Source organism: Cognatiyoonia sp. IB215182, from assembly GCF_033963905.1.
In the GTDB taxonomy this organism is placed as follows: Bacteria; Pseudomonadota; Alphaproteobacteria; order Rhodobacterales; family Rhodobacteraceae; genus Yoonia.
In genome coordinates this window covers 247,450-271,094 of record NZ_JAXBMB010000003.1, presented here as the reverse complement: position 1 = coordinate 271,094, position 23,645 = coordinate 247,450, and the positions used below count along the sequence as shown (strand labels likewise).

The 23,645-nt window shown below is 58.3% G+C and carries 24 protein-coding genes; 7 read left to right on the top strand and 17 right to left on the bottom strand.

Annotated features, from left to right (window positions below; translation table 11 throughout):
* Nucleotides 1-7 precede the first annotated feature (7 nt).
* The gene (locus SLH47_RS07550) at nt 8-262 is read left to right on the top strand and encodes a hypothetical protein (RefSeq protein WP_320238859.1); all 255 of its coding nucleotides are present in this window, start codon (nt 8-10) and stop codon (nt 260-262) included.
* Nucleotides 263-342: 80 nt separating this feature from the next.
* Nucleotides 343-1,146 carry a serine O-acetyltransferase gene (gene cysE / locus SLH47_RS07545; RefSeq protein WP_320238858.1) on the top strand — a complete coding sequence of 268 codons (804 nt, stop codon included), beginning with the start codon at nt 343-345 and terminating at the stop codon, nt 1,144-1,146.
* On the opposite strand, the gene SLH47_RS07540 is transcribed toward cysE, so the two are convergent.
* From SLH47_RS07540 to SLH47_RS07500, 9 genes are all read right to left on the bottom strand, one after another.
* On the bottom strand, nt 1,143-2,240 hold the full coding sequence (locus SLH47_RS07540) for an acyltransferase (RefSeq protein WP_320238857.1): 1,098 nt from the start codon (nt 2,238-2,240) through the stop codon (nt 1,143-1,145). The two genes, cysE and SLH47_RS07540, sit on opposite strands and share 4 nt — an antisense overlap.
* A gap of 158 nt (nt 2,241-2,398) precedes the next feature.
* Complete coding sequence (locus SLH47_RS07535) at nt 2,399-3,694, bottom strand: pyruvate dehydrogenase complex dihydrolipoamide acetyltransferase (protein ID WP_320238856.1); 1,296 nt, start codon at nt 3,692-3,694, stop codon at nt 2,399-2,401.
* Nucleotides 3,695-3,706: 12 nt separating this feature from the next.
* On the bottom strand, nt 3,707-5,071 hold the full coding sequence (locus SLH47_RS07530; protein ID WP_320238855.1) for a pyruvate dehydrogenase complex E1 component subunit beta: 1,365 nt from the start codon (nt 5,069-5,071) through the stop codon (nt 3,707-3,709).
* 24 nt (nt 5,072-5,095) lie between these two features.
* Entirely contained in the window at nt 5,096-5,473 is a 378-nt protein-coding gene (locus SLH47_RS07525; RefSeq protein ID WP_320238854.1) for a VOC family protein, read from the bottom strand.
* Between the two features lie 3 nt (nt 5,474-5,476).
* Nucleotides 5,477-6,481 (bottom strand): pyruvate dehydrogenase (acetyl-transferring) E1 component subunit alpha, encoded by a 1,005-nt coding sequence (gene pdhA, locus SLH47_RS07520; RefSeq protein WP_320238853.1) that lies wholly within the window; start codon nt 6,479-6,481, stop codon nt 5,477-5,479.
* A 121-nt stretch (nt 6,482-6,602) separates the two neighbouring features.
* Entirely contained in the window at nt 6,603-6,899 is a 297-nt protein-coding gene (locus SLH47_RS07515) for an FtsB family cell division protein (protein WP_320238852.1), read from the bottom strand.
* Nucleotides 6,900-6,996: 97 nt separating this feature from the next.
* Nucleotides 6,997-7,890 carry a fructose bisphosphate aldolase gene (locus SLH47_RS07510; RefSeq protein WP_320238851.1) on the bottom strand — a complete coding sequence of 298 codons (894 nt, stop codon included), beginning with the start codon at nt 7,888-7,890 and terminating at the stop codon, nt 6,997-6,999.
* Nucleotides 7,891-8,019: 129 nt separating this feature from the next.
* Nucleotides 8,020-9,630 (bottom strand): hypothetical protein, encoded by a 1,611-nt coding sequence (locus SLH47_RS07505; protein WP_320238850.1) that lies wholly within the window; start codon nt 9,628-9,630, stop codon nt 8,020-8,022.
* Nucleotides 9,631-9,735: 105 nt separating this feature from the next.
* Entirely contained in the window at nt 9,736-10,911 is a 1,176-nt protein-coding gene (locus SLH47_RS07500; protein ID WP_320238849.1) for a phosphoglycerate kinase, read from the bottom strand.
* Between the two features lie 129 nt (nt 10,912-11,040).
* Here SLH47_RS07500 and SLH47_RS07495 point away from each other — a divergent pair, with 129 nt between their 5' ends.
* From SLH47_RS07495 to SLH47_RS07480, 4 genes are all read left to right on the top strand, one after another.
* Nucleotides 11,041-11,547 carry a peptidylprolyl isomerase gene (locus SLH47_RS07495; RefSeq protein ID WP_320238848.1) on the top strand — a complete coding sequence of 169 codons (507 nt, stop codon included), beginning with the start codon at nt 11,041-11,043 and terminating at the stop codon, nt 11,545-11,547.
* Nucleotides 11,540-12,085, top strand: a complete 546-nt coding sequence (locus SLH47_RS07490) for a peptidylprolyl isomerase (protein ID WP_320238847.1) — start codon at nt 11,540-11,542, stop codon at nt 12,083-12,085. Before SLH47_RS07495 ends, SLH47_RS07490 begins: the two co-directional genes overlap by 8 nt.
* Before the next feature lie 88 nt (nt 12,086-12,173).
* Nucleotides 12,174-13,139 carry a DUF3179 domain-containing protein gene (locus SLH47_RS07485; RefSeq protein ID WP_320238846.1) on the top strand — a complete coding sequence of 322 codons (966 nt, stop codon included), beginning with the start codon at nt 12,174-12,176 and terminating at the stop codon, nt 13,137-13,139.
* 50 nt (nt 13,140-13,189) lie between these two features.
* Nucleotides 13,190-14,089 (top strand): DMT family transporter, encoded by a 900-nt coding sequence (locus SLH47_RS07480; protein WP_320238845.1) that lies wholly within the window; start codon nt 13,190-13,192, stop codon nt 14,087-14,089.
* On the opposite strand, the gene SLH47_RS07475 is transcribed toward SLH47_RS07480, so the two are convergent.
* Genes SLH47_RS07475 through SLH47_RS07460 form a run of 4 tightly spaced genes read right to left on the bottom strand, consistent with a single transcriptional unit; the run spans nt 14,064 to nt 17,822 of the window.
* Entirely contained in the window at nt 14,064-15,479 is a 1,416-nt protein-coding gene (locus tag SLH47_RS07475) for a protein adenylyltransferase SelO (RefSeq protein ID WP_320238844.1), read from the bottom strand. The genes SLH47_RS07480 and SLH47_RS07475 overlap by 26 nt on opposite strands.
* Complete coding sequence (locus SLH47_RS07470; RefSeq protein WP_320238843.1) at nt 15,476-16,417, bottom strand: nucleoside hydrolase; 942 nt, start codon at nt 16,415-16,417, stop codon at nt 15,476-15,478. Before SLH47_RS07470 ends, SLH47_RS07475 begins: the two co-directional genes overlap by 4 nt.
* Before the next feature lie 60 nt (nt 16,418-16,477).
* Complete coding sequence (locus SLH47_RS07465; protein WP_320238842.1) at nt 16,478-16,684, bottom strand: hypothetical protein; 207 nt, start codon at nt 16,682-16,684, stop codon at nt 16,478-16,480.
* Nucleotides 16,671-17,822 (bottom strand): aromatic ring-hydroxylating dioxygenase subunit alpha, encoded by a 1,152-nt coding sequence (locus SLH47_RS07460; RefSeq protein WP_320238841.1) that lies wholly within the window; start codon nt 17,820-17,822, stop codon nt 16,671-16,673. Before SLH47_RS07460 ends, SLH47_RS07465 begins: the two co-directional genes overlap by 14 nt.
* 329 nt (nt 17,823-18,151) lie before the next feature.
* Between SLH47_RS07460 and SLH47_RS07455 the strand changes: the two genes are divergently transcribed.
* Nucleotides 18,152-18,394 carry a hypothetical protein gene (locus SLH47_RS07455; RefSeq protein WP_320238840.1) on the top strand — a complete coding sequence of 81 codons (243 nt, stop codon included), beginning with the start codon at nt 18,152-18,154 and terminating at the stop codon, nt 18,392-18,394.
* A gap of 126 nt (nt 18,395-18,520) precedes the next feature.
* Here SLH47_RS07455 and ilvN read toward each other — a convergent pair whose 3' ends face one another.
* The 4 genes from ilvN to SLH47_RS07435 form a co-directional block, all read right to left on the bottom strand.
* A complete protein-coding gene (ilvN, locus tag SLH47_RS07450) occupies nt 18,521-19,087 on the bottom strand; it encodes an acetolactate synthase small subunit (protein ID WP_320238839.1) in 567 nt (188 codons plus the stop codon).
* Entirely contained in the window at nt 19,074-20,312 is a 1,239-nt protein-coding gene (locus SLH47_RS07445; protein WP_320238838.1) for a glycosyltransferase family 87 protein, read from the bottom strand. Before SLH47_RS07445 ends, ilvN begins: the two co-directional genes overlap by 14 nt.
* 161 nt (nt 20,313-20,473) lie before the next feature.
* On the bottom strand, nt 20,474-21,670 hold the full coding sequence (locus tag SLH47_RS07440) for a glycosyltransferase family 87 protein (protein ID WP_320238837.1): 1,197 nt from the start codon (nt 21,668-21,670) through the stop codon (nt 20,474-20,476).
* Nucleotides 21,671-21,708: 38 nt separating this feature from the next.
* The gene (locus SLH47_RS07435) at nt 21,709-23,463 is read right to left on the bottom strand and encodes an acetolactate synthase 3 large subunit (RefSeq protein ID WP_320238836.1); all 1,755 of its coding nucleotides are present in this window, start codon (nt 23,461-23,463) and stop codon (nt 21,709-21,711) included.
* Nucleotides 23,464-23,645: the final 182 nt, after the last annotated feature.

Here is a 23,645-nt window from a genome sequence, read left to right as displayed (position 1 = left end):
CGGCGTGATGGCGTTGCTGGCTGTGCCCAAAGGCGAACGTGCCGGACTGGCCCGCCGCTTGTGTGACCATGCGCGTACTGCTGATCGCCATCGCGCGCATACTCAAAAGCTCCATCCTCGCTATGGAACGGGGACTCTGATGTCGGCAGCGCAAGGCTATCAGAAGGTTGCGCGCAACGCCATCAATCCAACTGAGTTCTTGTTTTCACTGCAAATTCTCGTCGATACACTCTGCGCGTGCCAGCGCGATCAATCCTCGTGATGGGCCAGATCACGGCTTTATTCTTGGCGCAACGGGGAAAAGTGCACTAAGTAAGGGCTAGACCGAGAGGGAGCCGAGCTATGGCGCATTTGAAACCATCGATCAGTGAAGTTGACCCGATCTGGCATCGGATCTGTGATGAAGCTGAAGAGGCGATCGCAGCAGAACCGCTGATGGGCGGTTTGATCCATTCGGGAATCTTGCATCATCAGACGTTCGAGGGGGCGTTGGCCTATCGGTTGTCAATGAAACTCGCCTCATCCGAGATGTCGGAGCAAATCCTGCGGGAAATCGCAGATGCCGCCTACATGGCTGATCCGAGCCTCGCCGCTGCCGCACGGGCCGATCTGGTTGCGATCTATGACCGTGATCCGGCGTGCCATCGCTTCATGCAACCCATCCTGTTCTTCAAGGGGTTTCAGGCTGTGCAATCCTATCGTTTGGGACACTGGCTGTGGCAGAACAATCGCCGGGATCTTGCCTACTTCGTGCAAATGCGGGTGAGCGAGATGTTCGGGGTGGATATTCATCCCGCAGCGCGGATTGGCAAGGGGATCATGATTGATCACGCCCATTCTGTTGTTGTGGGGGAGACGGCTGTTGTTGGTGACAATGTGTCGATGCTGCATTCTGTGACGCTGGGGGGGACCGGCAAGGAAGATGATGACCGACATCCAAAAATTGGTGACGGCGTGCTGATCGGTGCTGGTGCGAAGGTCCTTGGCAATATCAAGATCGGCCATTGCAGCCGGATCGCTGCAGGTTCGGTCGTGCTCGAAGAAGTACCGCCTATGAAGACCGTTGCCGGTGTGCCCGCGAAGATCGTTGGCGAGGCGGGGTGTTCGCAACCTTCGATCACTATGGATCAGTTGTTAGGCAACTAAACTGAGATTTCGTTGCGTCTTGTGATGCGCCGCAACACTCGGCCTTGCCAGCGAATGCACCACTCAATCAACGCGGCCAAGACAATGCACGTTGCGAGCGTCATGCCTAGCAAGATCAGATCGCGGCCAAGCCCCTGTGAATGAGCTTCGAGACTTGCTTGCGTGAAGTACATCACCGGGAAATGCAGAACATATACTGGGAAGCTTGCACGGGCCAAGAACTTGGTCACGTTGACAAGAGGGCCTTCAACGATACGAAGATTGCGACACCAGTGATACAACGCAAGAAGATGCGCGGTAAAAAGCATCGCTACTGTAAGCTGCCAAACAAAGTTCGCGGAAAACCGCAATTGTGCAAAGACTTCGATAGAAAGAACATGTGCCGTTAGGAAAAGAAGCGCCTCAGGCAATTGGACTAACTGAGCCAGCACATAACCCACGACTGGGATGAGCATCAGGTAAAATGGCCGTCGTTCGAAGCTCTCTTCAGCAACCTGGTGATAGAGCCAGACACCCATGTACCAGCATGGAAACAGCAGTACGATGTTCGGTCCGACCAGTAGGCATAGTCCCAGCATCAACATGATACGCAAGTGGCCACGCAGAAACACCGCAATTGCAAACGCGGCGTAGTAAGCAACTTCGTATGATAGCGACCATAAAGGAACGTTGGTCCCCAACCTAATTGGGTCCCAATACCATTCGGTTGAGAATGTTAGACCCCGAAAGAGCTGCTGAAAGAGAGTTGTCGGATCATAGGACACACTTTCATAGCTTTCAGGAAAGAGTTGTGCCCCTGAACGATCTATGATGAAGCCCAGGATCAACGCTGGAAGCAACACCGAGACCAGCCTGGTAAGGCGTGACAACGTAAACGTGGCGATTGTTTTGTTTTTTGTGTCCACGCGAAAGGCAATAAGAAAGCCGGACATCACAAAAAATGCGATCACAGCGTCGGGCCCTAGCCCTAAATCGTGAAACGCCTGATATCTGCCACCAGTGAACAAGGGATGCGAAAAATGGTAAAGTACGACGGCAAATGCCGCCAGAGCACGAGTTATGTCGAGGTAGAATGAGAAAGCTGAATTCGGCATCCTAGAAGGCTGGGGCCAATCTGTTACTTCCAATCAAGATCAACCTCGCCATTCAAGCAGCCGATTTTTGTATGTCAAGCGCAACGAAGAATAGTGGCGGTTTTGCTCCGGTTGCGCGAATTTGTGGCGATCCGGCAATGATCGCCACAATTCAGGTCCTAGGCCAACATCGTCATCGGGCTTTCGAGGTTGTCTTTGATCGCCTGTAGCAGATTGGCGCCAAGAGCCCCATCGATCACTCGGTGATCAACTGAAAGCGTGACCGACATGATTGTGCCCACGGTCAACTCGCCATCTTCACCGACAATCGGCTTTTTCACACCTGCACCCACGGCCAGGATCGCCGCGTGAGGAGGATTGATGATAGCGTCGAAATTGTCGATGCCAAACATGCCAAGGTTGGAGATCGCGAAGCTGCCGCCTTGATATTCGTGCGGGGCGAGTTTGCGTTCACGCGCGCGGGCAGCAAGGTCTTTCATCTCGGAGGACAACGCGGAAAGGGACTTCATGTCCGCGTCTTTCAGGACCGGAGTGAACAGCCCCCCCTCGATAGCAACGGCGACTGCCACGTCCGACTTCTCGAACTGCAAGGTGCGATCACCGGCCCAAACGGCATTCGCTTCGGGTACCTGTTGCAGCGCCAAGGCGCAGGCCTTGATGATAAAGTCATTCACCGACAGTTTCACACCGCGCGGTTCAAGCTGCTTGTTCAACTGGCTGCGGAATTTGAGCAATGCGTCAATGCCGATGTCGCGACGCAGATAGAAATGCGGCACCGATTGCTTGGCCTCGGTGAGGCGGGCGGCAATGGTTTTGCGCATGCCGTCAAGGGGCACCTCTTCATGAGGGCGATCGGCGTAGGTCTTCAGTACAGCGTCGGTAGATGGGCCGGTCGCTGGGGCAGGGGCCGCAGCTGGCGTCTTGGCTGCGGCTGGAGCTGCTTTTGGCGTGGCCGTTGCATTTTCCACATCTGCTTTTACGATCCGGCCATGTGGGCCGGAGCCTGAGATCTGCGCCAGATCAAGGCCCTTGTCTGCCGCAATACGCCGAGCCAGCGGGGTCGCAAAGATCCGGTTACCATCTTTAGAGGGGGCTGCCGGTGCGGGCGCTGAGGCTGCTGGCGCAGCACTCGGCGCTGGTTCTGGTGAAGACGGCGCGGCAGCGGCGGATGAACCACCCGCAGACACATCGCCGATATCATCAGCACTTTCGCCGTCTTCCAGCAGGACTGCGATGACATCGTTGACTTTCACGCCCTCGCTGCCCTCCGGCACGATGATCTTGCCAATGACACCCTCATCGACGGCCTCAAACTCCATCGTTGCCTTGTCGGTTTCGATCTCGGCCATGACATCGCCGGATGAGACGGTGTCACCCTCTTTGACCAGCCACTTGGCAAGCGTGCCCTCTTCCATCGTGGGGGACAGGGCGGGCATCAGGATTTCTGTTGGCATGACGCTGTCTCCTTAGCGGTAGGTCACTTGCTTGACCGCGGCGATGACTTCGTCGGTGGTCACAAGGGCATGTTTTTCAAGGTTCGCGGCATAAGGCATCGGGACGTCCTTGCCTGTGCAGGTGATGACCGGTGCGTCCAGATAGTCGAAAGCCTGCTGCATGATTTCGGAGGCGATCCATGACCCGACAGATCCTTGCGGCCAGCCTTCTTCTACAGTGACGCAGCGATTTGTTTTTTGTACTGAGGCCAGAACTGTTGGCAAATCCAGCGGACGCAAGCTGCGCAGGTTGATCACCTCGGCATTGATCCCGTCCTCCGCAAGTTTCTCGGCCGCTTCCATGGCATAGGTCATGCCGATGCCGAAGCTGACGATGGTGACATCGTCGCCAGCGCGTTCGATCTTGGCCTTGCCGAATGGAATGGTAAAGTCATCCATCACCGGAACGTCAAAGCTTTTGCCGTAGAGGATTTCATTCTCAAGGAAGATCACCGGGTTGGGATCGCGGATTGCGGTCTTAAGGAGACCCTTCGCGTCGGCAGCCGAGTAAGGCATCGCCACTTTCAGACCGGGGATCTGCATGTACCAGGCTGCATAATCCTGGCTGTGCTGTGCGCCAACACGGGCGGCGGCACCGTTGGGGCCACGGAAGACCATGGGCGCGCCCATCTGGCCGCCTGACATGTAAAGCGTCTTTGCTGCAGAGTTAATAATCTGGTCAATGGCTTGCATGGCGAAGTTAAACGTCATGAATTCAACGATGGGCTTCAGGCCGCCAAAAGCCGCACCAACGCCGATCCCGGCAAAGCCATGTTCGGTGATGGGTGTGTCGATCACGCGTTTCGAACCAAATTCATCCAGCAGACCTTGAGAGATTTTGTAGGCGCCTTGATATTCGGCGACCTCCTCACCCATCAGAAACACCTCTTCGTCGCGGCGCATTTCTTCGGCCATCGCATCGCGCAGCGCCTCGCGCACCGTGGTCTGCTTGACCTCAACGTCGGCATCCCAATCAGGCGTCGCGTCGGCCACCGCAGGGGCGGGGGCTGCGGCGACGGGTTCGGCTGGTGCATGCGCGGGAGCTTCGGCGGCTGGGGCAGGGGCGGGTGTGGCGCCTGCGGCAGGGACATCCTCGCCATCTTCGACCAGGATCGCGATCACGTCGTTGACCTTCACACCTTCGGTGCCCTCAGCAATCAGGATCTTCCCGACGATGCCTTCATCGACGGCCTCAAACTCCATTGTCGCCTTGTCGGTCTCAATCTCGGCCATGATATCGCCGGATGAGACGGTATCGCCCTCTTTCACCAGCCATTTTGCAAGCGTGCCTTCTTCCATCGTGGGCGACAGGGCGGGCATCAGAATTTCGGTTGCCATATCGGTTCGGGGCCTCCCACCCGGTTAGTAAAGTTGGATCATGCCGAAGACATTGCCTTCGGTATCGTAGCAATAGGATGCGCGGCCAAGATCGGGGATCTCGGAAATCGGCCGTTCTTCAGTGCCGCCGCTGGACAGCGCATCAGCATGGGCTGTGTCGATGCTGTCCACGGAAAACACGCTGACTGTGCTGTTAGGGGCAGTATGGTCTGATGCAGCTGCGGGGGTCGCCCTCGGCATCAGCGCGCCAGTAGGACGCCCGGCACCGATGCCATCACCGTCGATCAGGTAGTACTCTCGCTCACCCCATTTCTGGAACGACCAGCCAAGGACCTTGCCGTAGAAATCCATTGCCCGGTCAACATCGCCACAATGGATCTCAAAGTGCTGCACGCCGCCCATGGCTCAGGCCTTCACGTCTTCGTAGATGTCCGTCCAAAGCTCGTCCAAGTGGGGCTCGGGGCTTTCTTTTGAAAACTCTGCCGCTTCGTTGACGATCGCCTTGATCTCTTTGTCGATGGCTTTCAGATCGTCATCGGTGGCATGTTTTCCGGTGATGAGCATGTCGCGGATCTGTTCAATCGGGTCACGCTCATCACGCATTTTCTGCACTTCCTCGCGGGTGCGGTATTTGGCGGGGTCGGACATGGAGTGGCCGCGATAGCGATAGGTCTTCACCTCCAGAATGTATGGTCCTTTGCCCGCACGGCAGTGTGCAACGGCCCTTTCACCCGCTTCTTTGACGGCGAGGACATTCATACCGTCCACTTCTTCGCCTGGAATGCCGTAGGCCGCACCCCGCTCCCAAAGTGACGGCGACTTTGTCGAGCGTTTGACTGACGTGCCCATCGCGTATTGGTTATTCTCAATCACGAAAACGACGGGCAGGTCCCAAAGTTCGGCCATGTTGTAGGTCTCATAGACCTGGCCCTGGTTGGCGGCACCATCGCCGAAATAGGTGAAGGTGACGCGGTCATTCCCCTTATACTTGTCAGCGAAGGCAAGGCCTGCGCCAAGCGGCACCTGTGCCGCAACGATGCCGTGACCGCCATAGAAGTGCTTTTCCTTGGAGAACATGTGCATGGAGCCGCCCTTGCCCTTGGAAAAGCCGCCCTCGCGCCCGGTCAGTTCTGCCATGATGCCCTTGGGGTCCATCCCACAAGCCAGCATATGGCCGTGATCACGGTAAGAGGTGACGCGTTTGTCACCTTCATCCGCCGCAGCCTCCAGCCCGACCACAACAGCCTCTTGCCCGATATAGAGGTGGCAGAACCCGCCGATGAGCCCCATGCCGTAAAGCTGGCCTGCCTTTTCTTCAAATCGCCGGATCAGCAGCATCTCACGGTAGTGCCCCAGCAGCTCTTCAGCCGAGACGTTGGGTTTCGCGGCGGCCTTTTTTCTCGGCGGCATGTGCAATCCTCCAGCGCAGATATATAGTTTAGCGTTAAACTATTCTCTAAACGATGCGCGGAAAAATTGCGAGGGTCAAAGTGACGTCCCGTCACGCGTCATAGACATAGCGGCGTTGCGTCTAGCGGATGACGATCTCATCCGCGCGGATCAGGCCCAGCACGTCGCGGGCCTGTTCGTCCAGCAGATCGAGGTCCAGAAAATCATCTGACAAGCGGGTGGTGAGGTTTTCCATATGCGCGACCTCGGCTTGTAGTGCCGCGAGTTCCGCCCGCAACACGTCGCCTTCAGCCTGCACCTCGATCCGTTTGAAAAGGCCGTAGTCGCCCTGCACAGCGGCAAAGGTGAAATAGAGACCCAGCATCAAAGCACCGAGAACATAGAAAATCGCACCAAGATGAGGAGTACTGCGCCGCATGTTTATTGCCTCTCGCGCCACCTCTTTGCGGGCGGCTGAAGCAAGAATCGCATATTTGATTCGCCTTGTGAATCCCTAAAACGCCCTTGCGGCGGGATTATCCGGCGACAGACGCTTGGTAGACTTCATCAATCGTGGTGCTGATTGTGTCGTTGAACGTGGCATCGTCCTGATCGGCCGACAGACCCTCAGTCAGCGCGCGGGAAAAGCTTGCAATGACCCCCTTGTTCTGGGCCAGACGCGCATTCGCCTCGGCCCTTGTATAGCCCCCAGAAAGGGCGACAACGCGCATCACGTTCGGGTGGTCCACAAGCGGCTGATAGATATTGGCCTCTTCCGGTAGCGTGAGTTTCAGCATGACCTTTTCATCAGGCGCAAGCGCTTCCAAGTGGCTCAGGACAGCATCGCGTAACAGCACCTCGGCCTTGGCCTTATCAGCCATCTTGATGTTGATCTCGGGCTCAAGGATCGGAACAAGGCCATGGGCAATCACTCTTTTGCCCTCTTCGAATTGCTGGGAAATGATTGCGGCGATCCCGTCCGGATTGGCCTGATTGATGACGGAACGTGCCTTGGTGCCAAAAACGCCATGTGACACGGCGCGGGGCAGCACGGTATCAAGATGATCCATCGGCTTCATCAATTGAACGCCGTCCGCTTCTTCCTTCAGCCCTTTATCAATCTTCAGGAAAGGGACGACTTTCCGGTCTTCCCAAAGAAACTGTGCCGAAGGCTTGCCATTAAACGCGCGATCCATCGTCATCTCAAACAAGATGGCCCCGACGATCTTGTCTCCGGTAAAGGCAGGCGCGTTCACGATGCGGCTGCGCATCGCGTGGATCATGTCAAACATCTCGTCATCGTTGGCATAGGCATCCGCAGGCACGCCATAGGCGGCAAGCGCCTTTGGCGTTGACCCACCGCTTTGATCCAATGCCGCGATAAAGCCCGCCCCGTCGCGCACCTGCTTTGCCATCTCATCGTTTGCCATGAAATCCACCTTCGTCACTTCAAATCGTCCGGGGCGTGCCCGTCAGGACAGGGTTGTAGGCAACGGGCAGCCACCTGACAATTATGGTCGCGCTAACAGGCGTTTAGAAATGTCTGGGCGGGCTGCCGTTCAATTCGTTGTTAGGTAGACAGCGGGCAGATCGGCGTTGATCCAGTCTGTAATGGCCAACTGCTGCATGTCTGCCGCGATGTCACTCCAGACCTGTGCGACGTCCGGTCCTCTTGCGCCAAACCGGGCAGCGATCTCTTCACGCAGTGTTGTTGCGGCGATGTCGCCCGCCGCCTCTGCCAGAAGGGCGTAGTAGTAGGCCCGCGCATAGGAACGGGTTTCGCCAACACCCGCGAAATGCGCGAGTGCCAACCGGCGCAAATCACGTGGATCACTGCCAGAGACACGACTGATCGGGGCGGGTGCGCCAGTTTGTTTCAGATAGCTATCCTGCGCGGCAAGCACAGCCTGTGTTGTCATCTGCAACTCCAGACGATCAAGCTGGGCCGTGGCGTTTGGCATGTCTGCGGCGGCGGCAATCAGTGCATAGCCGTAGGCCGCCGGGATGTCGCGATCCTGGGTGGCTTGCGCCAAAAGTGCTGCGGCCTCACCCGCCACTTCTGGATCGTCCAGTAGCGACATCAGCAAATCAGGCACCAGGGCGGCACCGCGCGGCACGCCGTTCCCTTCCAGAAGGGCCGTCGCAAGAGTGATCCGCTGTGTTGGGGACAGATTGTCCGGGCTTTGAATTTCAGCGAGATCTGCGACGCTCAGAATCTCAGTTCGCACCAGCGGTGTGCTGCGCGCCTGCAGCCCGAGCGCGGCAATCAGCGTCTGCGGTGCCGCGTACATGTCCGGTTCAATGACCACACCAGATGGGGGCAAATCAGCCTCGATCGTGATTTCGCCGGTCTCCGTGACAAAGTCTTCGACCTCATCCATCAGGTCCCTGATAAAGTTGCGCTCGACTGCGCCAAGCGGGCGTAGGCCGCCGTCGCTCAGGTATTGCGAAATCGCCTCTGTTCCCAATTCACGGATTGTAAGGGGATCGCGTAGGTTTTCCGGTAGGACCTGCGATATCGCGGCCCAACCGCCGTCGTCCTTCAGCGTTACAACTGCGCGGCTCACACGGACGGCCGGATCGCCGGGATAACCGAATTCGCCCAAGCGTGGCAGAATGGTGCCGCTGCCAGAATAGTCCAGTGCCCCAAAACCGTTGACCGCGATGCTGCCATCAAGGGTGGTTTCCCCGGTCGTGTAGGCGTAGTTGGCGCTGACTTTGAACTGGTCCAGCGATAATTCCCGCAGGCCCGCCGTCCGCAGGGGCAGGGCGATCTCACGCTCTAGGCAGGCGAGGTTTATCTGGGTGCCGATCAGATTCAGGTTCAGTTCCGCCACCGCTTCAAACGGCGTGGCAAGATCGCTGGACAAAGTTGCCCGCTCAATTGTGATCTCGCATTGGCGGGCTTGATCGTATGGCAAAAGAGGCCGCGCGACGATACCTGAAACCGACACAACCCCGCGCATCGGATCGGCTGACAGATGATCGTATTGCAGTTCCATCCGGGTCCTGAGGGCGGTGATCGCGCTATTTGCGAGTGCCGTGGCAATCCGGTCGGGGCTGAAGAATTCGCCCAAAGTCGGTTGCGGGTCACGTTCCTGCGCGAAGATCGGCGTCGCAACGACGCATGCAATGGCGGTGGCTGAAGTCAATTTGGTAAAATGGGTCATTGTGTTGCTCCTTTATCTAGAATTGACATATGTGAACAACGTTCAAATTTCAACAAAAAAGTAGATATTGCTTCCGCCCGGAGACTGGCGCCGAAGCTTTATGCGCTATCCGAGCGCTGCAACTCCGGGCAATTCCTTGCCTTCCATCCATTCCAGAAATGCGCCACCGGCGGTCGAGATATAGGTGAAATCATCAGCCGCACCCGCCTGATTGAGCGCGGCGACTGTATCGCCACCGCCCGCGACCGACACGAGTTGGCCTGCCTTTGACAATGCCGCAGCTTTGGTCGCGGCGGCATTGGTCGCGGCGTCAAACGGGGTGATCTCAAACGCGCCAAGGGGGCCGTTCCAAACAAGGGTTTTGGCCTTGTCGAGAACCTCACCGATATAGGCAACTGTTGCGGGACCGGCATCGAGGATCATCGCATCGGCGGGGCAGGCGTCGGGAGCCACCGTTTCATGCGCAGCACCTGCCTTGAATTCGCGTGCGACAACGATGTCGCAAGGCAGGATAATCTCGCAGCCTGCCGCATCAGCCTTGCCCAGAATCTCGCGCGCGGTCTCGGCCAGGTCATGCTCGCAAAGCGACTTGCCCACATCCATGCCTTGCGCGGCCAGAAACGTATTCGCCATCCCGCCGCCGATCACCAGATGATCGACCTTGCCCACGAGGTTCCCCAACAGATCGAGCTTGGTCGAGACCTTAGCTCCACCCACAACCGCGACAACGGGACGGTCGGGCGTGCCCAAGGCCTTTTCCAGCGCGCCCAGTTCTTCGGCCATCAGCCGCCCGGCGCAAGCTGGCAGAAGATGCGCGATGGCCTCGGTGCTGGCATGGGCTCGATGGGCGGCTGAGAAAGCGTCATTGACATAGATGTCGCCCAGACCCGCGAGCCGTTTTGCGAAGCCCTCATCATTCGCTTCTTCACCCGGATTGAAGCGCAGGTTCTCCAAAAGCAGAACCTCGTCTTCCTCCATCTCGGCGACAGCGGCCCCGAAATCGGAATTGACCCAGGTCACCGGCACGCCCAGAACATCCGCCACGGTCGGGGCGATGATCTCAAGCGACATCTCTGGCACAACCTTCCCCTTGGGACGGCCGAAATGCGCCATCAGAATGACCTTACCGCCCTTGGCCTGAATGTCTTCAACAGTTGGGACAATGCGTTCAATCCGCGTGGCATCCGTCACAACGCCATCCTCGACCGGTACGTTGATGTCCACGCGAACAAGGGCCCGCTTGCCCGTAAAGTCAAAGTCATCAAGGGTTTTCCAGGCCATCTGCCGCTCCTGTCATCGGGGTTATGTCCGCTTTGTTGCGGCAATGTGCTGCGCGCGTCAACCTGACCTGCTTGGCAATCCGGCGCGTGGGCCATATGACAGTCCCCAACAAATGAATAGGAGCATTCCATGGCCGAGATCAAAGACCCAGAGAACACCATCATCATGACCCTCAAGGATGGGGATGTAGTGATTGAGCTGCTGCCAGACGTGGCCCCCGCCCATACCGCGCGGATGAAGGAACTCGCGCGCGCCGGTGCTTACGACAATGTCTGTTTTCACCGGGTGATCGACGGGTTTATGGCGCAAACGGGCGATGTGGCCAACGGCAACATGGAAAAGGATTTCAACATCGGGCGCGCGGGCACCGGTGGGTCCGACATGCCGGACCTGCCTGCGGAGTTTTCCAAGGTGCCGCATGCACGCGGCTCACTGGGTGCAGCGCGGTCGCAAAACCCCAACTCTGCCAACAGCCAGTTCTTCATCAACTTCAAGGACAACGATTTCCTGAACGGCCAATACACGGTCTATGGTCAGGTGATCTCCGGCATGGAGCATGTGGATGCCATCACGCGCGGTGAGCCGCCAATGAACCCCGACCGGATGATCAGCGTGAAGGTGGCCGCCGATGTTTAGGCTGGCGGCACTCCTGTCCGTGCTGGCCGTACCGGTTCTGGCCGACGGGCTTGAGATCGATGTGGAGGGTGAGGCGAATGGCACCATCGTGATCGACCTCTTCGAAGAAACAGCACCACTCCATGTCGCGCAGATCACAACGATTGCGGCGGCTGGCGATTACAACGGCGTTGTGTTCCACCGCGTGATCGATGGTTTCATGGCGCAGACCGGCGATGTGCAGAACGGCGTGATGGGAGGGAACCTGTCACGTGCGGGCATGGGCGGCTCTGACCTGCCGGACATTCCGGCGGAGTTTTCGGACATCCCGTTTGAGCGCGGCGTTGTTGGGATGGCCCGCGCGCAGAACCCGAATTCGGCCAACAGCCAGTTCTTCATCATGTTTGAGCCGGGGTACTTCCTGAACGGTCAATACACCGTGGTTGGTGAGGTGACCGAGGGGATGGAGATCGTGGATGCGATCAAACGCGGCACCGGCGCGAATGGCTCTGTGATCGGTCAGCCGGATATGATGAGCGAAGTGCGCGTCATCGAATAGCACCTAACGGCCCCCTCACTTTGCTGCGAGGGGGCTATTCCAAGCCGAAAGCATCGGCCACTCTTTGCGGCATGCGAGGAGGAACAAGATGCGATTCATCCCGACATTTGCCGCCGCTTGTGTCAGTGCCAGCATGGCATGGGCGAGCCCCGAATTCTGGGCCAATGAATGGCCGCGCACGAATTTTGAGGAAACCAGCGTTGAAAGCTGGTTGGAGATCATATCGGGCGGCCCGCCGAAGGACGGGATACCGGCGCTCGATAACCCGACCTTCAAATCCGTGGCCGAGGAAATCTCGCTCAGCGACCGCGAGCCGGTGATCACGGTCGAGATCGACGGTGCCGTGCCGCGCGCCTATCCGATCCGGTACCTCACCTGGCATGAGATCGTGAATGACGAGGTGGGGGGTATTCCCGTAGCAGTCACTTTCTGCCCGCTCTGCAATTCGGGGATCACATTTGATCGGCGCACCGAGGTCGGCGTGCTGAGCTTTGGCGTGTCCGGCAAGCTGCGCAATTCGGATATGATCATGTATGACCGCGAAACCGAAAGCTGGTGGCAGCAGGCGGTGGGGCAGGCCATTGTCGGTGACCTGACGGGCATGGAACTGACCGGTCTGCCCAGTTGGATGGAAAGCTGGGAGATGTTTCGCGCCCGCAACCCTGATGGTTTGGTGATGGTGCAACCTGATTTTGCGCGCAGCTATGGCGCAAACCCTTATGTCCGCTACGACAGTTCGCACCGCCCGTTTCTCTATTCCGGCGAGATTCCCCCACACGGCATCCCCGCACTCGCGCGGGTCGTGCGGGTGGGGGAACGGGCCTGGCCGCTGACCCGGCTTTCTGAGGTTGGTGAATTGACCGAAGGCGGGTTGACTTTCAGTTGGGCCGCAGGGCAGGCATCGGCGCTCGACACCCGCAATATCGGCGCGGGCAAGGATGTGGGCAATGTTCGCGTGCGCGATGCCGATGGTGCCGATGTGGTCCACGACGTGATGTTCGCCTTTGCCTTCCACGCCTTCTGGCCGGACGGCGAATGGATGCTGGGCGAGTAGGCGGCCCGCGGCGCCTTGACACTTCCATTGGCGCAGCATGATCTGCGCCCATGGAAAAGAAGTCTCAGATCGATCTGTTCGGCGCCGTGGCACTGACCGGATTTGCCCTCCTCCTCGCGTTCAATCAGGTTGTCATCAAGGTCACGAATGGCGGGTTGCAGCCGGTATTCTTTGCGGGTGTCCGCTCTGCCGGAGCGGTCTTGTGCATCTGGCTTTGGCTGCGCTGGCGCGGCATTCCCTTGCGATTTGAGCCCGGAACCCGCGTTGCGGGTTTTTTGATCGGCTGCGTCTTTGCCTTTGAATTCTTGTGCCTTTTCATCGCGCTTGATCTGACGGCGGTGAGCCGCGCGAGCGTGATTTTCTATTCCATGCCAGTCTGGCTGGCGCTGATGGCGCATTTCATCATGCCGGATGACAAGATCACACCGCTGAAGGCCATGGGGCTTGGTCTTGCGCTCGCCGGCGTGGCGTTGGCGATCCTGACCCGTGACGACAGGGCAGGGAGCTTGTGGGGAGACATCGCCGCCTTGGGCGCTGCGATTGGCTGGGCCTTGACAGCCATGCTCGCCAAAGCCTCACCGCTCGCGCGAGTCCGGCCAGAGATCCAGCTTTTCTGGCAGGTCAGCGTGTCCGCCCCGATCCTGCTGATTGCAGCCCTTTTCTTCGGCCCCTTCATCCGCGATCTGGAGCCAATCCATATCGCGGGGCTTCTGTTTCAGATCGTGGTTGTCGTCAGCGCGGGCTTTATCTTCTGGCTCTGGCTCTTGTCGATCTACCCGGCCTCTGGTGTTGCGTCGTTCAGCTTCCTCTCACCGGTCCTGAGTGTCGGCCTCGGCTGGCTTTTACTGGACGAAGAGGTTGGTCCGAGCCTCTTTGGCGCGCTCATCCTCGTCGCCGCAGGTATCGTGTTGATCAACCGCCCCGTCAGGTCCCGCAGAATGTCCGCGTGACGCGTTCTTCCTTGCTGGGCGCGCGCGCGAAACGGGCCGTCTCATCGGTCAAGGGTGCGTAAGGCTGGGTGACGGCGGCGAGGAGGGCGTGGAACGGCTCCAGATTGCCGCTGCGCCCGGCGGTGATCGCCTCTTCCACGCGGTGGTTGCGCGGGATGATTTGAGGGTTTGCCTTGGCCATGATCGCGGCAGCGTCGGGGGATTTCCGCGTGTTCCAGCGCAGCGCCCAGGCATCAAACGCGTCCCGGTCGATGAACTGATCGCGGGCTGTGTCAGTGCCAAGATTGGCAAAGACATTCGTGAAATCCGCACCGTCCTTGGTCATCATGTCCAGCAGATCGGCAATCAGGGTGCGGTCATCTTCGTCAGCATCCATGATGCCCAGCTTGCGCCCAAACGCCTCAAGCCACGCGGCCTCGTAGTGTTCTGGGAAGCGATGCACGGCGGCGGTGAAATCCTCAATCGCCTTGTCGCGGTCGGGCATGAGCGGGATGAGCGCCGTCGCAAACTGTGCCATGTTCCACGCGCCAATGCCGGGCTGATTGGAATAGGCATAACGGCCATATTGGTCGATGGCGCTGAAGACCGTATCGGGGTGAAACGCGTCCATAAAGGCGCAGGGGCCGTAGTCAATCGTCTCGCCCGCGATCGACACATTGTCGGTGTTCATCACACCATGGATGAAACCAAGGCTCATCCACCTCGCAATCAGTCTGGCGTAGCGAGCGATCACGCTATCAAGCAAATCGGCGGGGCCGGTCGCGTCCGGGTAGTGCCGGGCGATCACGTGGTCTGTCAGCGCCTGCAGCGCCTCCATATCGCCGCGCGATGCGAAGAACTGGAAGGTGCCCACGCGGATATGGCTTTGCGCGACGCGGGTGATGACGGCACCGGGCAGCACCTCTTCGCGGTAGACAGGCTCTCCGGTTGTGACTGCCGCGAGTGCACGCGTTGTTGGCACGCCCATTGCATGCATGGCCTCACTGATGATGTATTCGCGCATGACCGGGCCGAGCCAGGCGCGCCCGTCGCCACGACGGGAATAGGGCGTCGGGCCGGAGCCCTTCAGCTGGATGTCGCGGCGGATGCCGTCGGTCCCGATGACTTCACCGAGAAGGATCGCGCGCCCGTCGCCCAGTTGCGGGTTCCAGTTGCCGAATTGATGGCCCGCATAGACCTGCGCGAGGGGGGCGGCCCCATCGGGGATATGGTTGCCCGCAAAGATCTTCGCGGCTGTCAGGTCCTGGAACGCCATCGGATTGATGCCGAGCAGCTTTGCGAGTTCCGCATTCGTCGCGATGATCTGCGGGTCTTTCACCGGCACCGGCAATTGCGCCGTGAACATCTGCGGCGGCAGTTTGGCATAGGTGTTGTCGAAAGCGATCTTCATAGCCGCGCCAACCGGGCTGCAAGAAGCGCATAGAAGCCTGACGCGTCAATATCCTTCATAAACATCGCATTGGCGGGCCTGTCCGTCACACGCCACCAATCGGCGACGGTCATGCCGAGCGTCAGGTCGGATTGCGTTTCAATCTCAACATTGATGTGGCGCCCCTGAAAAAGCTGCGGTTCGATGAGATAGGCGATGGTGCAGGGATCATGCAGCGGCGCGCCTTCGGAACCGTACTTCTCCATATCGAACCGCTCAAAGAAGTCGGTCCATTCCGCGACCATATCACCCACGCGGCTATGCATGGAGCGGAACGCGTCGATGCGCGGTTTCGTTGTCAGCGCCTTATGCGTCACATCGAGCGGCATCACCGTCAAAGGCGCGCCCGAACTGAACACGATCTTCGCGGCTTCCGGGTCCACGTAGATGTTGAACTCAGCGGAGGGGGTGATGTTACCCACCTCAAAGTAAGCGCCGCCCATCAGCACGATTTCCTGCACGCGGTCCATGATATCCGGCGCGCGTTCAAAGGCCGTCGCGATATTGGTCAGGGGGCCGATAGGGCAAAGCGTGACGGTGCCGGGTGCCTCCGCCCGCAGGGTTTCGATGATGAAATCCACACCGTGCTGCTCTTGCAGGGGCATGGTCGGGTCTTCCATCACCGGGCCATCAAGCCCTGTCTTGCCGTGGACATGTTCTGCCGTGATCAGCTTGCGTTTCATCGGCGCGTCACAACCGGCAAAGACCTTCACATCCGGACGCCCCGCCAGTTCGCAGACGATCCGCGCATTCTTTTGTGTCAGTGCAAGCGGGACATTCCCGGCGACAGCCGTTATGCCAAGCAAATCAATGTCTTCGGGGGAGGCCAACGCCAGCAAAATGGCGACCGCGTCGTCCTGTCCGGGGTCGGTGTCGATAATGATTTTGCGCGGTGGCATGCTTGGGTCCTTGGCTATTCGACCCTTAAGGTGGAGCAGTGACCGGGCAGGGGCAAGGGGTCAAACCCGCCCAAATGCGCGCAAACGATCATGGAGCGATTTTGACGCAGCGTCCCCGGTCTCAAGCGCAAAGATGTAAGCCTGGGTCAGAAAAAAGCAGGTCGCGTCAATGCTTTCGGCGGTATCAGCCGCGCGGGTGTAAAGCGTGACAAGTGCGGTGCGATCATCCCGCGCATGGGCGTCAAGCAGCGCCTCATCCAGCGTCATAAGATGCGATCTTGCCCGCCACCCAATCGTGAAAGCAATGGGTGGGCCCATCCATCGCCGGGCTGAAGCGGCCGCCGTCAAAACCCGGTGCCGCGCGGCCCTTTTGCATGCCTTCGACGACAAAAATGTCCTCTTCAAACACGTCACGCCATTGCACGCTGTTGCGGGCGCGTAGCGCGTCATCGATTTCAGGCGCGGCATAGTAGATGTGCACGTGTTCGTCGGTCAGACTATGCGACTTTGGCTCAAGAATGATGATAAAGGCATGGTCACGCTGCACGCCGAGCAAGACATTGGGATAGACAGTCAGGTATTCACCGCCGGTCTCCCATTTCTCGCTGAGGCCTTCGAAATCGGGGAAGACGGTGCCATCTTCCCCCTTCATCTGCCGATACACCAGGGTGCCCTGACCGGAATACTTGCCCTTTTCATTGATGTTGTAGTGGTCTTCCAGCCGGGAATAGCTGTTCAGACCCGGATGCACCCAGGGCAGGTGATAGCTTTCGCAGTAGTTCTCAACGGCCAGCTTCCAGTTCGTCGCGACCCCCAGGGTAAAGCGGCTATCAGCGCCGCCGTGATACATCTTTTGATCAAACTCCGACCAGCGGTTGATGAGATCGGCATGGACCTCTTCAAACCGGGCAGCGTTACCATCGAGATTGATGAAAACCGTGTTGAACCAGATATGGCTGCGCACTTCGATCAGGCCGAGGGTGGATTTGTCGATCGCCTCATGCGTGTTGTAGCCCGGACCGCCCACATGCGGGGTGGAGACCAGCGCGCCGTCGGTCCCATAGCACCACGAATGATAAGGGCAGCGGATCGCCCCTTCGATCTTCTTGGCCTCGCTGACGAGGATCATGCCCCGATGGCGGCAGATATTCTGAAAGACGCGCACCTGACCCGTGCGGTCACGGATCAATAGAAGCGGGATGCCGAGGAATTCCACCGGTTTCGCATCCCCGATCTCTGGCACGTCGTCGGTCACGGCCAGTCCCGCCCAGCTCGTCATCAGCACGGCGTGTTTTTCACGCTTGAACATGTCTGGATCGGTGTAATGTGCGTTTTGCAGGCCGTTGGCCGTTTCAATCGGCCGCCTTACTGCGTCAAGGGTGTCCAATTCAGCATCTTTGGCCATGTCGCACCTCCTTATTGTCTGATGATGACGCGTGCTGCACGCGAAAGGCGCGTCCCTCCGCGACCTCGATTTTTCTCGCTGCGACATCGGCAAGAGGGATTCGCAGCCAGAATCTGCCGAGTGCCGCAGAACGCTTAGGAAAAGAATTGCCTGTTGCCCGTGTGCTGCGATTCGTGAGCACTTTTTGGCGCATATTGTTCCCGAATTTGGCACAGAGATGCCGCAACCGGGCGGTTGTTTCCCTGCATCTGGAAAAACTTGGCGACGCTGCGCATCTAGGGTAGCGAAGGCAACACCGCCTTCTTCATGTCCTAGATAGGAGAACGAAAATGACCCGTACGACTAAGCTGCTGACACCACTTGCTGTTCTGACTGCGCTGGCTGTTCCAGCTTTTGCTCAGGACGCCGCAATCGATGTGAACGGCGATGGGATGTACAGCTTTCCTGAACTTCAGGCTGTGATGCCTGAAATGACAGAAGAAGACTTCACAACGCTGGATGTTTCAGGTGACGGCATGCTCGACACCGATGAGATCACAGCGGCGACCGAAGCTGGCCTGCTGCCAGAATAAGATGTGCGGTGGCCACGCGATCAGCCTCTGATCGCGCGCCGGACGCGCCCCTCGCGTCACGCCCCAATCGGATGCGAGGGGTTGCAAGAGGGCCCGGTCGTTCCTTCCCTACGGCCGGGCTTTTGATCAGAACTCCGCGCCACGCGACAGGGCGGCGACGCCCGTGCGGGCGATTTCCTCTAACCCAAGCGGCTGCATGAGTTCGGCGAAGGCATCGATTTTTTCCGATGTGCCTGTGATCTCGAAGACAAACGATTCCAGCGTGCTGTCGACTACATTGGCGCGGAAAATATCGGCTAGACGGATCGCTTCAATCCGGTGATCGCCGGTGCCGACGACTTTGAACAGCGCCAATTCCCGTTCAACAGATGGCCCCTCAACAGTCAGGTCGTTGACCTTGTGAACATCCACAATCCGGCCCAGTTGCGCCTTGATCTGCGTAATGATTTGCGGCGTGCCGGTGGTGACGATGGTGATGCGGGAGCGATGCCCCAAATGGTCCACCTCGGCGACGGTGAGGCTGTCAATATTGTAGCCGCGCCCGGAGAATAGCCCGATGACACGCGCCAACACACCGGGCTCGTTTTCCACCAGAATGGCCAGCGTATGCTGCTCTTCCCGGTCCGAGAACGTGGGGCGCAGATTATAGGCGGAGTGGCTCGTCGCGCCCTTTTTGATCTTAAGCGGTGACATCGTTTCTAACCTTTTCGGTTTCGGGCTGTAGCGGCCGTTGTTTAACCTGCCAAAGTGCGAATGCAAAGCCGATCAGCAGGACCGGGGGGACGACAATGGTCGGATAAACCCAAGGCAGGTGAAAGAAATACGTGTTCCATAGCGTGATACCCGGGCCCGCCCAGACGATACCCAGTAAAACCCAGTGCAGTGCATGCCATCCCTGCGTGCCCGCCCGATAGATGAACATCGCGGCCAATGCGGAAAAGCCCGCATCGTAGTGCCAAAGATATGGTGTCGACAGAGGGATAGCCGCGCACAGAACCGCGCAGGCCGCATCCGACTGCGCCCCCTGTTTGCGCCAGATCCAGAAAAGTGCAGCAGCTGCAAATGCAAGCAAGGTCATATTGACGGCGATACCAAGTGCCGGTGACGCACCGAGACGTGTCGCAAAGGCGGCGATGCTTGCCATCGAAGCGCTCTCTGTGACGCTGGTGCTGAGTGAGGCGCCATGGCTGCCGGACGCCGCAATCCAGGTGGTGAAGTAATCGAAACCATAGAGTGCCGTCGCGCCCAGATGCAGGATCACCGTAGTAATGATGGCTGATATGATCGTCCCGTATCGACGGTCGGCCAGCAAAATCACGGGGATCAACAAGCCCAGCGTTGGTTTCAACGTCAGCAAGCCGATCAAGACACCCGAAAGAACATGGCGGTCTTGACGCATCGCGCTGATCGCGGCCAACAATCCGACGCACCACAATATGGTGAATTGCCCGACCATCAATGCGGGCAACCAGGCAGGTGCAAAGACGATGGCGATCAGCGCGGTCCGATCCTTGGGAAAGTAGCGCCGGACGGCGAGTGCCAGAAGACCAAGCGAGAGCACCTGAAAACCAATATAGGCCGGCAGAAACGGCAGCGCGCCAACAGGTGTCAGAAGAACGGCCATTGGCGCAGGATAAAGCCAAAACATGTTGATCTGTTCGCATGCCGAATAAGCTTGTTCGAGCGTTTGACGCTCAAACGCAGCAATCGGGTTCATCTCAAGCGCGAGGCGTGCCGCGCCCCAGATCGCATGGAAATCGACGAATCTTGTCACGCAATTGTCGCGCCCGGGCACATCGATGCCGGTCACGACAAAGGTCGCGACCATAATCAGAACCGTGATCGCATTAACCCAAGCAAGCAGGTAATAGCGTTGATGGGGCGACAGGTTCGCAGAGTTTTCAGAGTGTGTTGACATGTGAGTAGGCCGGTACAGCAGGTGCGCTTTGCCTGCATTGCACCGCGAAACGTGCTTTTTTATGGCTTTGAGGGGAATTGTGAGTCGGTCTTAGCTGCAACTTCACCCGCAGATGCCTCATATTGCAGATACTGCAGCGACCGGGCCCGTCTTCCCACATCTCATACACCTTCCTGCCGCTCGAAGGGCTGAGGGCTGGGCATGCGGAGGAGTAAAACACTGACTGCAAATCCAAGAAACAGTATTGCCGGATCGATGAGAGGAGGGCTTATCCAATCCATCCGCAGCGTGTAGCTGTTCCAGATGGTCAGGCCCGGACCCACCCACAACAGCGCGATAACGATCCACCAGCCTGGGTGTCGCTTGTGCAATCCTGCGCGATAGAGAAAGAGGGCTGCCAGTGCAGAGAACGCCGCATCGTTGTGCCAAAGATAGGGTGTCGACAAGGGGATGGCGGCACAAAGCGCGGCGCAGGCCCCGTCCGACCGGGCGCCGAACTGTCGCCAGATGACCCACAAGATCACCGCCGCACCAACAAGAACGCCTGTGTTGGCTAACAAGGCAACGTCGGAGGGTGCCCCGAGCTTTGCCGCCAACACAGCCACACTTCCCATCGCGTCAAGCATCGCCAGATTTTCTGCAAGCGATGCGCCATGCGTGCGCGATGCCTCAATCCAGGCGGTCAGGTAATCAAACCCATATAGTGCAATCGCGCCAACATGCAGGACAAGTGTTGTCACAATGGCCGCACCAATGGTCACATAACGCCGATCTGCCAGCAGGATGACCGGCACCAATAGTCCCAATGTGGGTTTGAGCGTCAGCAACCCGATAAAGCAGCCCGCGACGATGTGCCTGTCAGCGCGCATCGCCCAGATCGCCGCCAAAAGACCTGCGCACCACAGGAGAGTGAATTGACCGATTACAATCGCGGGCAGCCAGGCCGGTGCGGACACGAAGGCCAGCAAGGCCGTGTTGTTGCCCTTAAGATAGGGGTGCATGCTCAGCGCCAGTGCCGCAATTGATAGCGCCAGAAAGGTGTAGAAGGCCACCATGAAAGGCAGTACGCCGAATGGCATGACAAGTGGAACCATCGGTGCTGGATAAAGCCAGTACATATTGACCTGCTCGCAGGCGGAATAAGCCTGTTCCAACACATCACGCTGAAAAGCGAGGATCGGCTGCCCATCCAGTGCGATCCGCGCTGTCCCCCAAATCGCGTGAAAGTCGATAAAGCGGGTGACGCATGTCGCGCGTTCGGGCGCATCAACCCCGAAATAGACAAAAGTCGCGAAGATGACTGCGAGGGTGAGGATGTTGACCCAGATAATTGCCTGATAAAGGCGCGGTCTTGTCATGCTGTGTTGGCCCGCATCTGGGTCGCGAGGGTGCGGGCTCAGACGAGCACCGCACCACCGGCCTGGATTGCATTCGATGTGTCCGCATCGGCACCCAGCAGCATTTCGTTGTGAGCCTTTCCTGACGGGATCATGGGGAAGCAGTTTTCATGCTTTTCGACGAGGCAGTCGAAAAGGACGGGGCCGTCGTAGTTGATCATCTCCATGATCGCATCGTCCAAATCATCGGGGTTATCGCAGATGATGCCTTTGGCGCCAAAGGCCTCTGCCAGTTTGACGAAATCGGGCAGGCTTTCGGACCAGCTGGAGGAGTACCGTTCGCCATGCAAAAGCTCCTGCCATTGGCGCACCATACCCAGCCGTTCGTTGTTCAGGATGAACTGCTTCACCGGCAGCCCATATTGCATGGCCGTCCCCATCTCCTGCATGTTCATCAGCCAGGACGCTTCGCCCGCCACGTTGATGACCAGTGCGTCCGGGTGGCCCATCTGCACGCCGATCGAGGCGGGGAAGCCGTAGCCCATTGTGCCAAGTCCGCCGGAGGTCATCCAGCGGTTCGGATCCTCGAACCCCAGATATTGCGCGGCCCACATCTGGTGCTGGCCCACTTCGGTGCAGATGTAGCGGTCATGCTTCTTGGTCAGCTCTTCCAACCGCGCCAGTGCATATTGCGGCTTGATGACTTTGCCTTCCTGTTTGAATGCCAAACAATCGACCTTTTTCCAGTCATTGATCTGGTGCCACCATTTCTGCACCGCTTCTTTGTCGGTCTTGCGCCCGCGCGATTTCCATACATTCAAGAGGTCTTCCAGCACATGGGCCACATCGCCCAGGATCGGGATATCGACCTTGATCACCTTGTTGATCGAGGAGGCGTCAATATCGATATGTGCCTTGGTGGATCCAGGGCTGAACGCGTCAAGCCGCCCGGTGATCCGGTCATCGAACCGCGCGCCGATATTGATCATCAGATCGCAATCATGCATGGCCATATTGGCCTCATAGAGCCCATGCATGCCCAGCATGCCGATCCAGTTCTCACCGGATGCTGGATAGCAGCCCAGCCCCATTAAGGTGGATGTGATGGGAAAACCGGTCGCGGCCACGAGTTCACGCAGCAATTGCGATGCGGCAGGGCCGGAATTGATCACGCCGCCACCCGTATAGAAGATCGGGCGCTTCGCCGTTTCCATCGCCTTGGCCAGCTCGGTGATATTTTCCATGTCACCTTTGAGCTGCGGGTTATAGTGGGTCTCAACCTGGCGGGCTTCGGTGTAGTTGCCGGTGGCAAACTGCACGTCCTTGGGGATATCAACGACAACCGGGCCAGGACGGCCCGAGGTTGCGATATGGAACGCCTCATGCAGGGTGGGGGCCAGACGGTCGGTTTCCTTCACCAGCCAGTTATGCTTGGTGCAGGGACGCGTGATACCGACGGTGTCACATTCCTGAAACGCGTCAGAGCCGATCATGAATGTGGGGACCTGACCGGTCAGAACGATGATCGGAATGGAATCCATCAGCGCGTCCGTCAGACCCGTGACGGCATTCGTGGCACCAGGGCCCGAGGTGACCAACGCGACACCGGGCTTGCCGGTGGAGCGGGCATAGCCTTCGGCGGCATGCACAGCGCCCTGTTCGTGGCGGACCAGTACATGCTTGATGCTGTTTTGCTGAAAGATTTCGTCATAGATCGGGAGGACCGCGCCACCGGGATAGCCAAAGACGACCTCCACGCCCTGATCAATCAAGGCTTGTACGACCATTTTTGCGCCCGTCATGGCTTTGCTCATCTGTCTCGCGTCCTGTCGCTCTCTGGTGTCTCGGTCACAAAAAAACCCCCGATTGTGTCGGGGGCGCATGGGATCGTTATGGTCTTACCGTTACCGGCCCATGCGCGTGTTTCCTACGATTAGTACGACGTTCTTCATCAGGGTTCCTTTGCGTGGCAGTACCCTTAATGCGGGTGGCATCT

Coding starts and splice junctions, on each gene's coding strand:
- SLH47_RS07550 (WP_320238859.1), top strand. CDS start 8: ATGGCGTTGCTGGCTGTGCCCAAAGGCGAACGTGCCGGACTGGCCCGC.
- SLH47_RS07435 (WP_320238836.1), bottom strand. CDS start 23,463: ATGAGCAAAGCCATGACGGGCGCAAAAATGGTCGTACAAGCCTTGATT.
- SLH47_RS07485 (WP_320238846.1), top strand. CDS start 12,174: ATGCGATTCATCCCGACATTTGCCGCCGCTTGTGTCAGTGCCAGCATG.
- SLH47_RS07535 (WP_320238856.1), bottom strand. CDS start 3,694: ATGCCAACAGAAATCCTGATGCCCGCCCTGTCCCCCACGATGGAAGAG.
- SLH47_RS07515 (WP_320238852.1), bottom strand. CDS start 6,899: ATGCGGCGCAGTACTCCTCATCTTGGTGCGATTTTCTATGTTCTCGGT.
- pdhA (WP_320238853.1), bottom strand. CDS start 6,481: ATGCCGCCGAGAAAAAAGGCCGCCGCGAAACCCAACGTCTCGGCTGAA.
- SLH47_RS07455 (WP_320238840.1), top strand. CDS start 18,152: ATGACCCGTACGACTAAGCTGCTGACACCACTTGCTGTTCTGACTGCG.
- SLH47_RS07505 (WP_320238850.1), bottom strand. CDS start 9,630: ATGACCCATTTTACCAAATTGACTTCAGCCACCGCCATTGCATGCGTC.
- cysE (WP_320238858.1), top strand. CDS start 343: ATGGCGCATTTGAAACCATCGATCAGTGAAGTTGACCCGATCTGGCAT.
- SLH47_RS07465 (WP_320238842.1), bottom strand. CDS start 16,684: ATGACGCTGGATGAGGCGCTGCTTGACGCCCATGCGCGGGATGATCGC.
- SLH47_RS07510 (WP_320238851.1), bottom strand. CDS start 7,890: ATGGCAAACGATGAGATGGCAAAGCAGGTGCGCGACGGGGCGGGCTTT.
- SLH47_RS07525 (WP_320238854.1), bottom strand. CDS start 5,473: ATGGGCGGCGTGCAGCACTTTGAGATCCATTGTGGCGATGTTGACCGG.
- SLH47_RS07470 (WP_320238843.1), bottom strand. CDS start 16,417: ATGCCACCGCGCAAAATCATTATCGACACCGACCCCGGACAGGACGAC.
- SLH47_RS07480 (WP_320238845.1), top strand. CDS start 13,190: ATGGAAAAGAAGTCTCAGATCGATCTGTTCGGCGCCGTGGCACTGACC.
- ilvN (WP_320238839.1), bottom strand. CDS start 19,087: ATGTCACCGCTTAAGATCAAAAAGGGCGCGACGAGCCACTCCGCCTAT.
- SLH47_RS07490 (WP_320238847.1), top strand. CDS start 11,540: ATGTTTAGGCTGGCGGCACTCCTGTCCGTGCTGGCCGTACCGGTTCTG.
- SLH47_RS07475 (WP_320238844.1), bottom strand. CDS start 15,479: ATGAAGATCGCTTTCGACAACACCTATGCCAAACTGCCGCCGCAGATG.
- SLH47_RS07500 (WP_320238849.1), bottom strand. CDS start 10,911: ATGGCCTGGAAAACCCTTGATGACTTTGACTTTACGGGCAAGCGGGCC.
- SLH47_RS07495 (WP_320238848.1), top strand. CDS start 11,041: ATGGCCGAGATCAAAGACCCAGAGAACACCATCATCATGACCCTCAAG.
- SLH47_RS07445 (WP_320238838.1), bottom strand. CDS start 20,312: ATGTCAACACACTCTGAAAACTCTGCGAACCTGTCGCCCCATCAACGC.
- SLH47_RS07460 (WP_320238841.1), bottom strand. CDS start 17,822: ATGGCCAAAGATGCTGAATTGGACACCCTTGACGCAGTAAGGCGGCCG.
- SLH47_RS07540 (WP_320238857.1), bottom strand. CDS start 2,240: ATGCCGAATTCAGCTTTCTCATTCTACCTCGACATAACTCGTGCTCTG.
- SLH47_RS07530 (WP_320238855.1), bottom strand. CDS start 5,071: ATGGCAACCGAAATTCTGATGCCCGCCCTGTCGCCCACGATGGAAGAA.
- SLH47_RS07440 (WP_320238837.1), bottom strand. CDS start 21,670: ATGACAAGACCGCGCCTTTATCAGGCAATTATCTGGGTCAACATCCTC.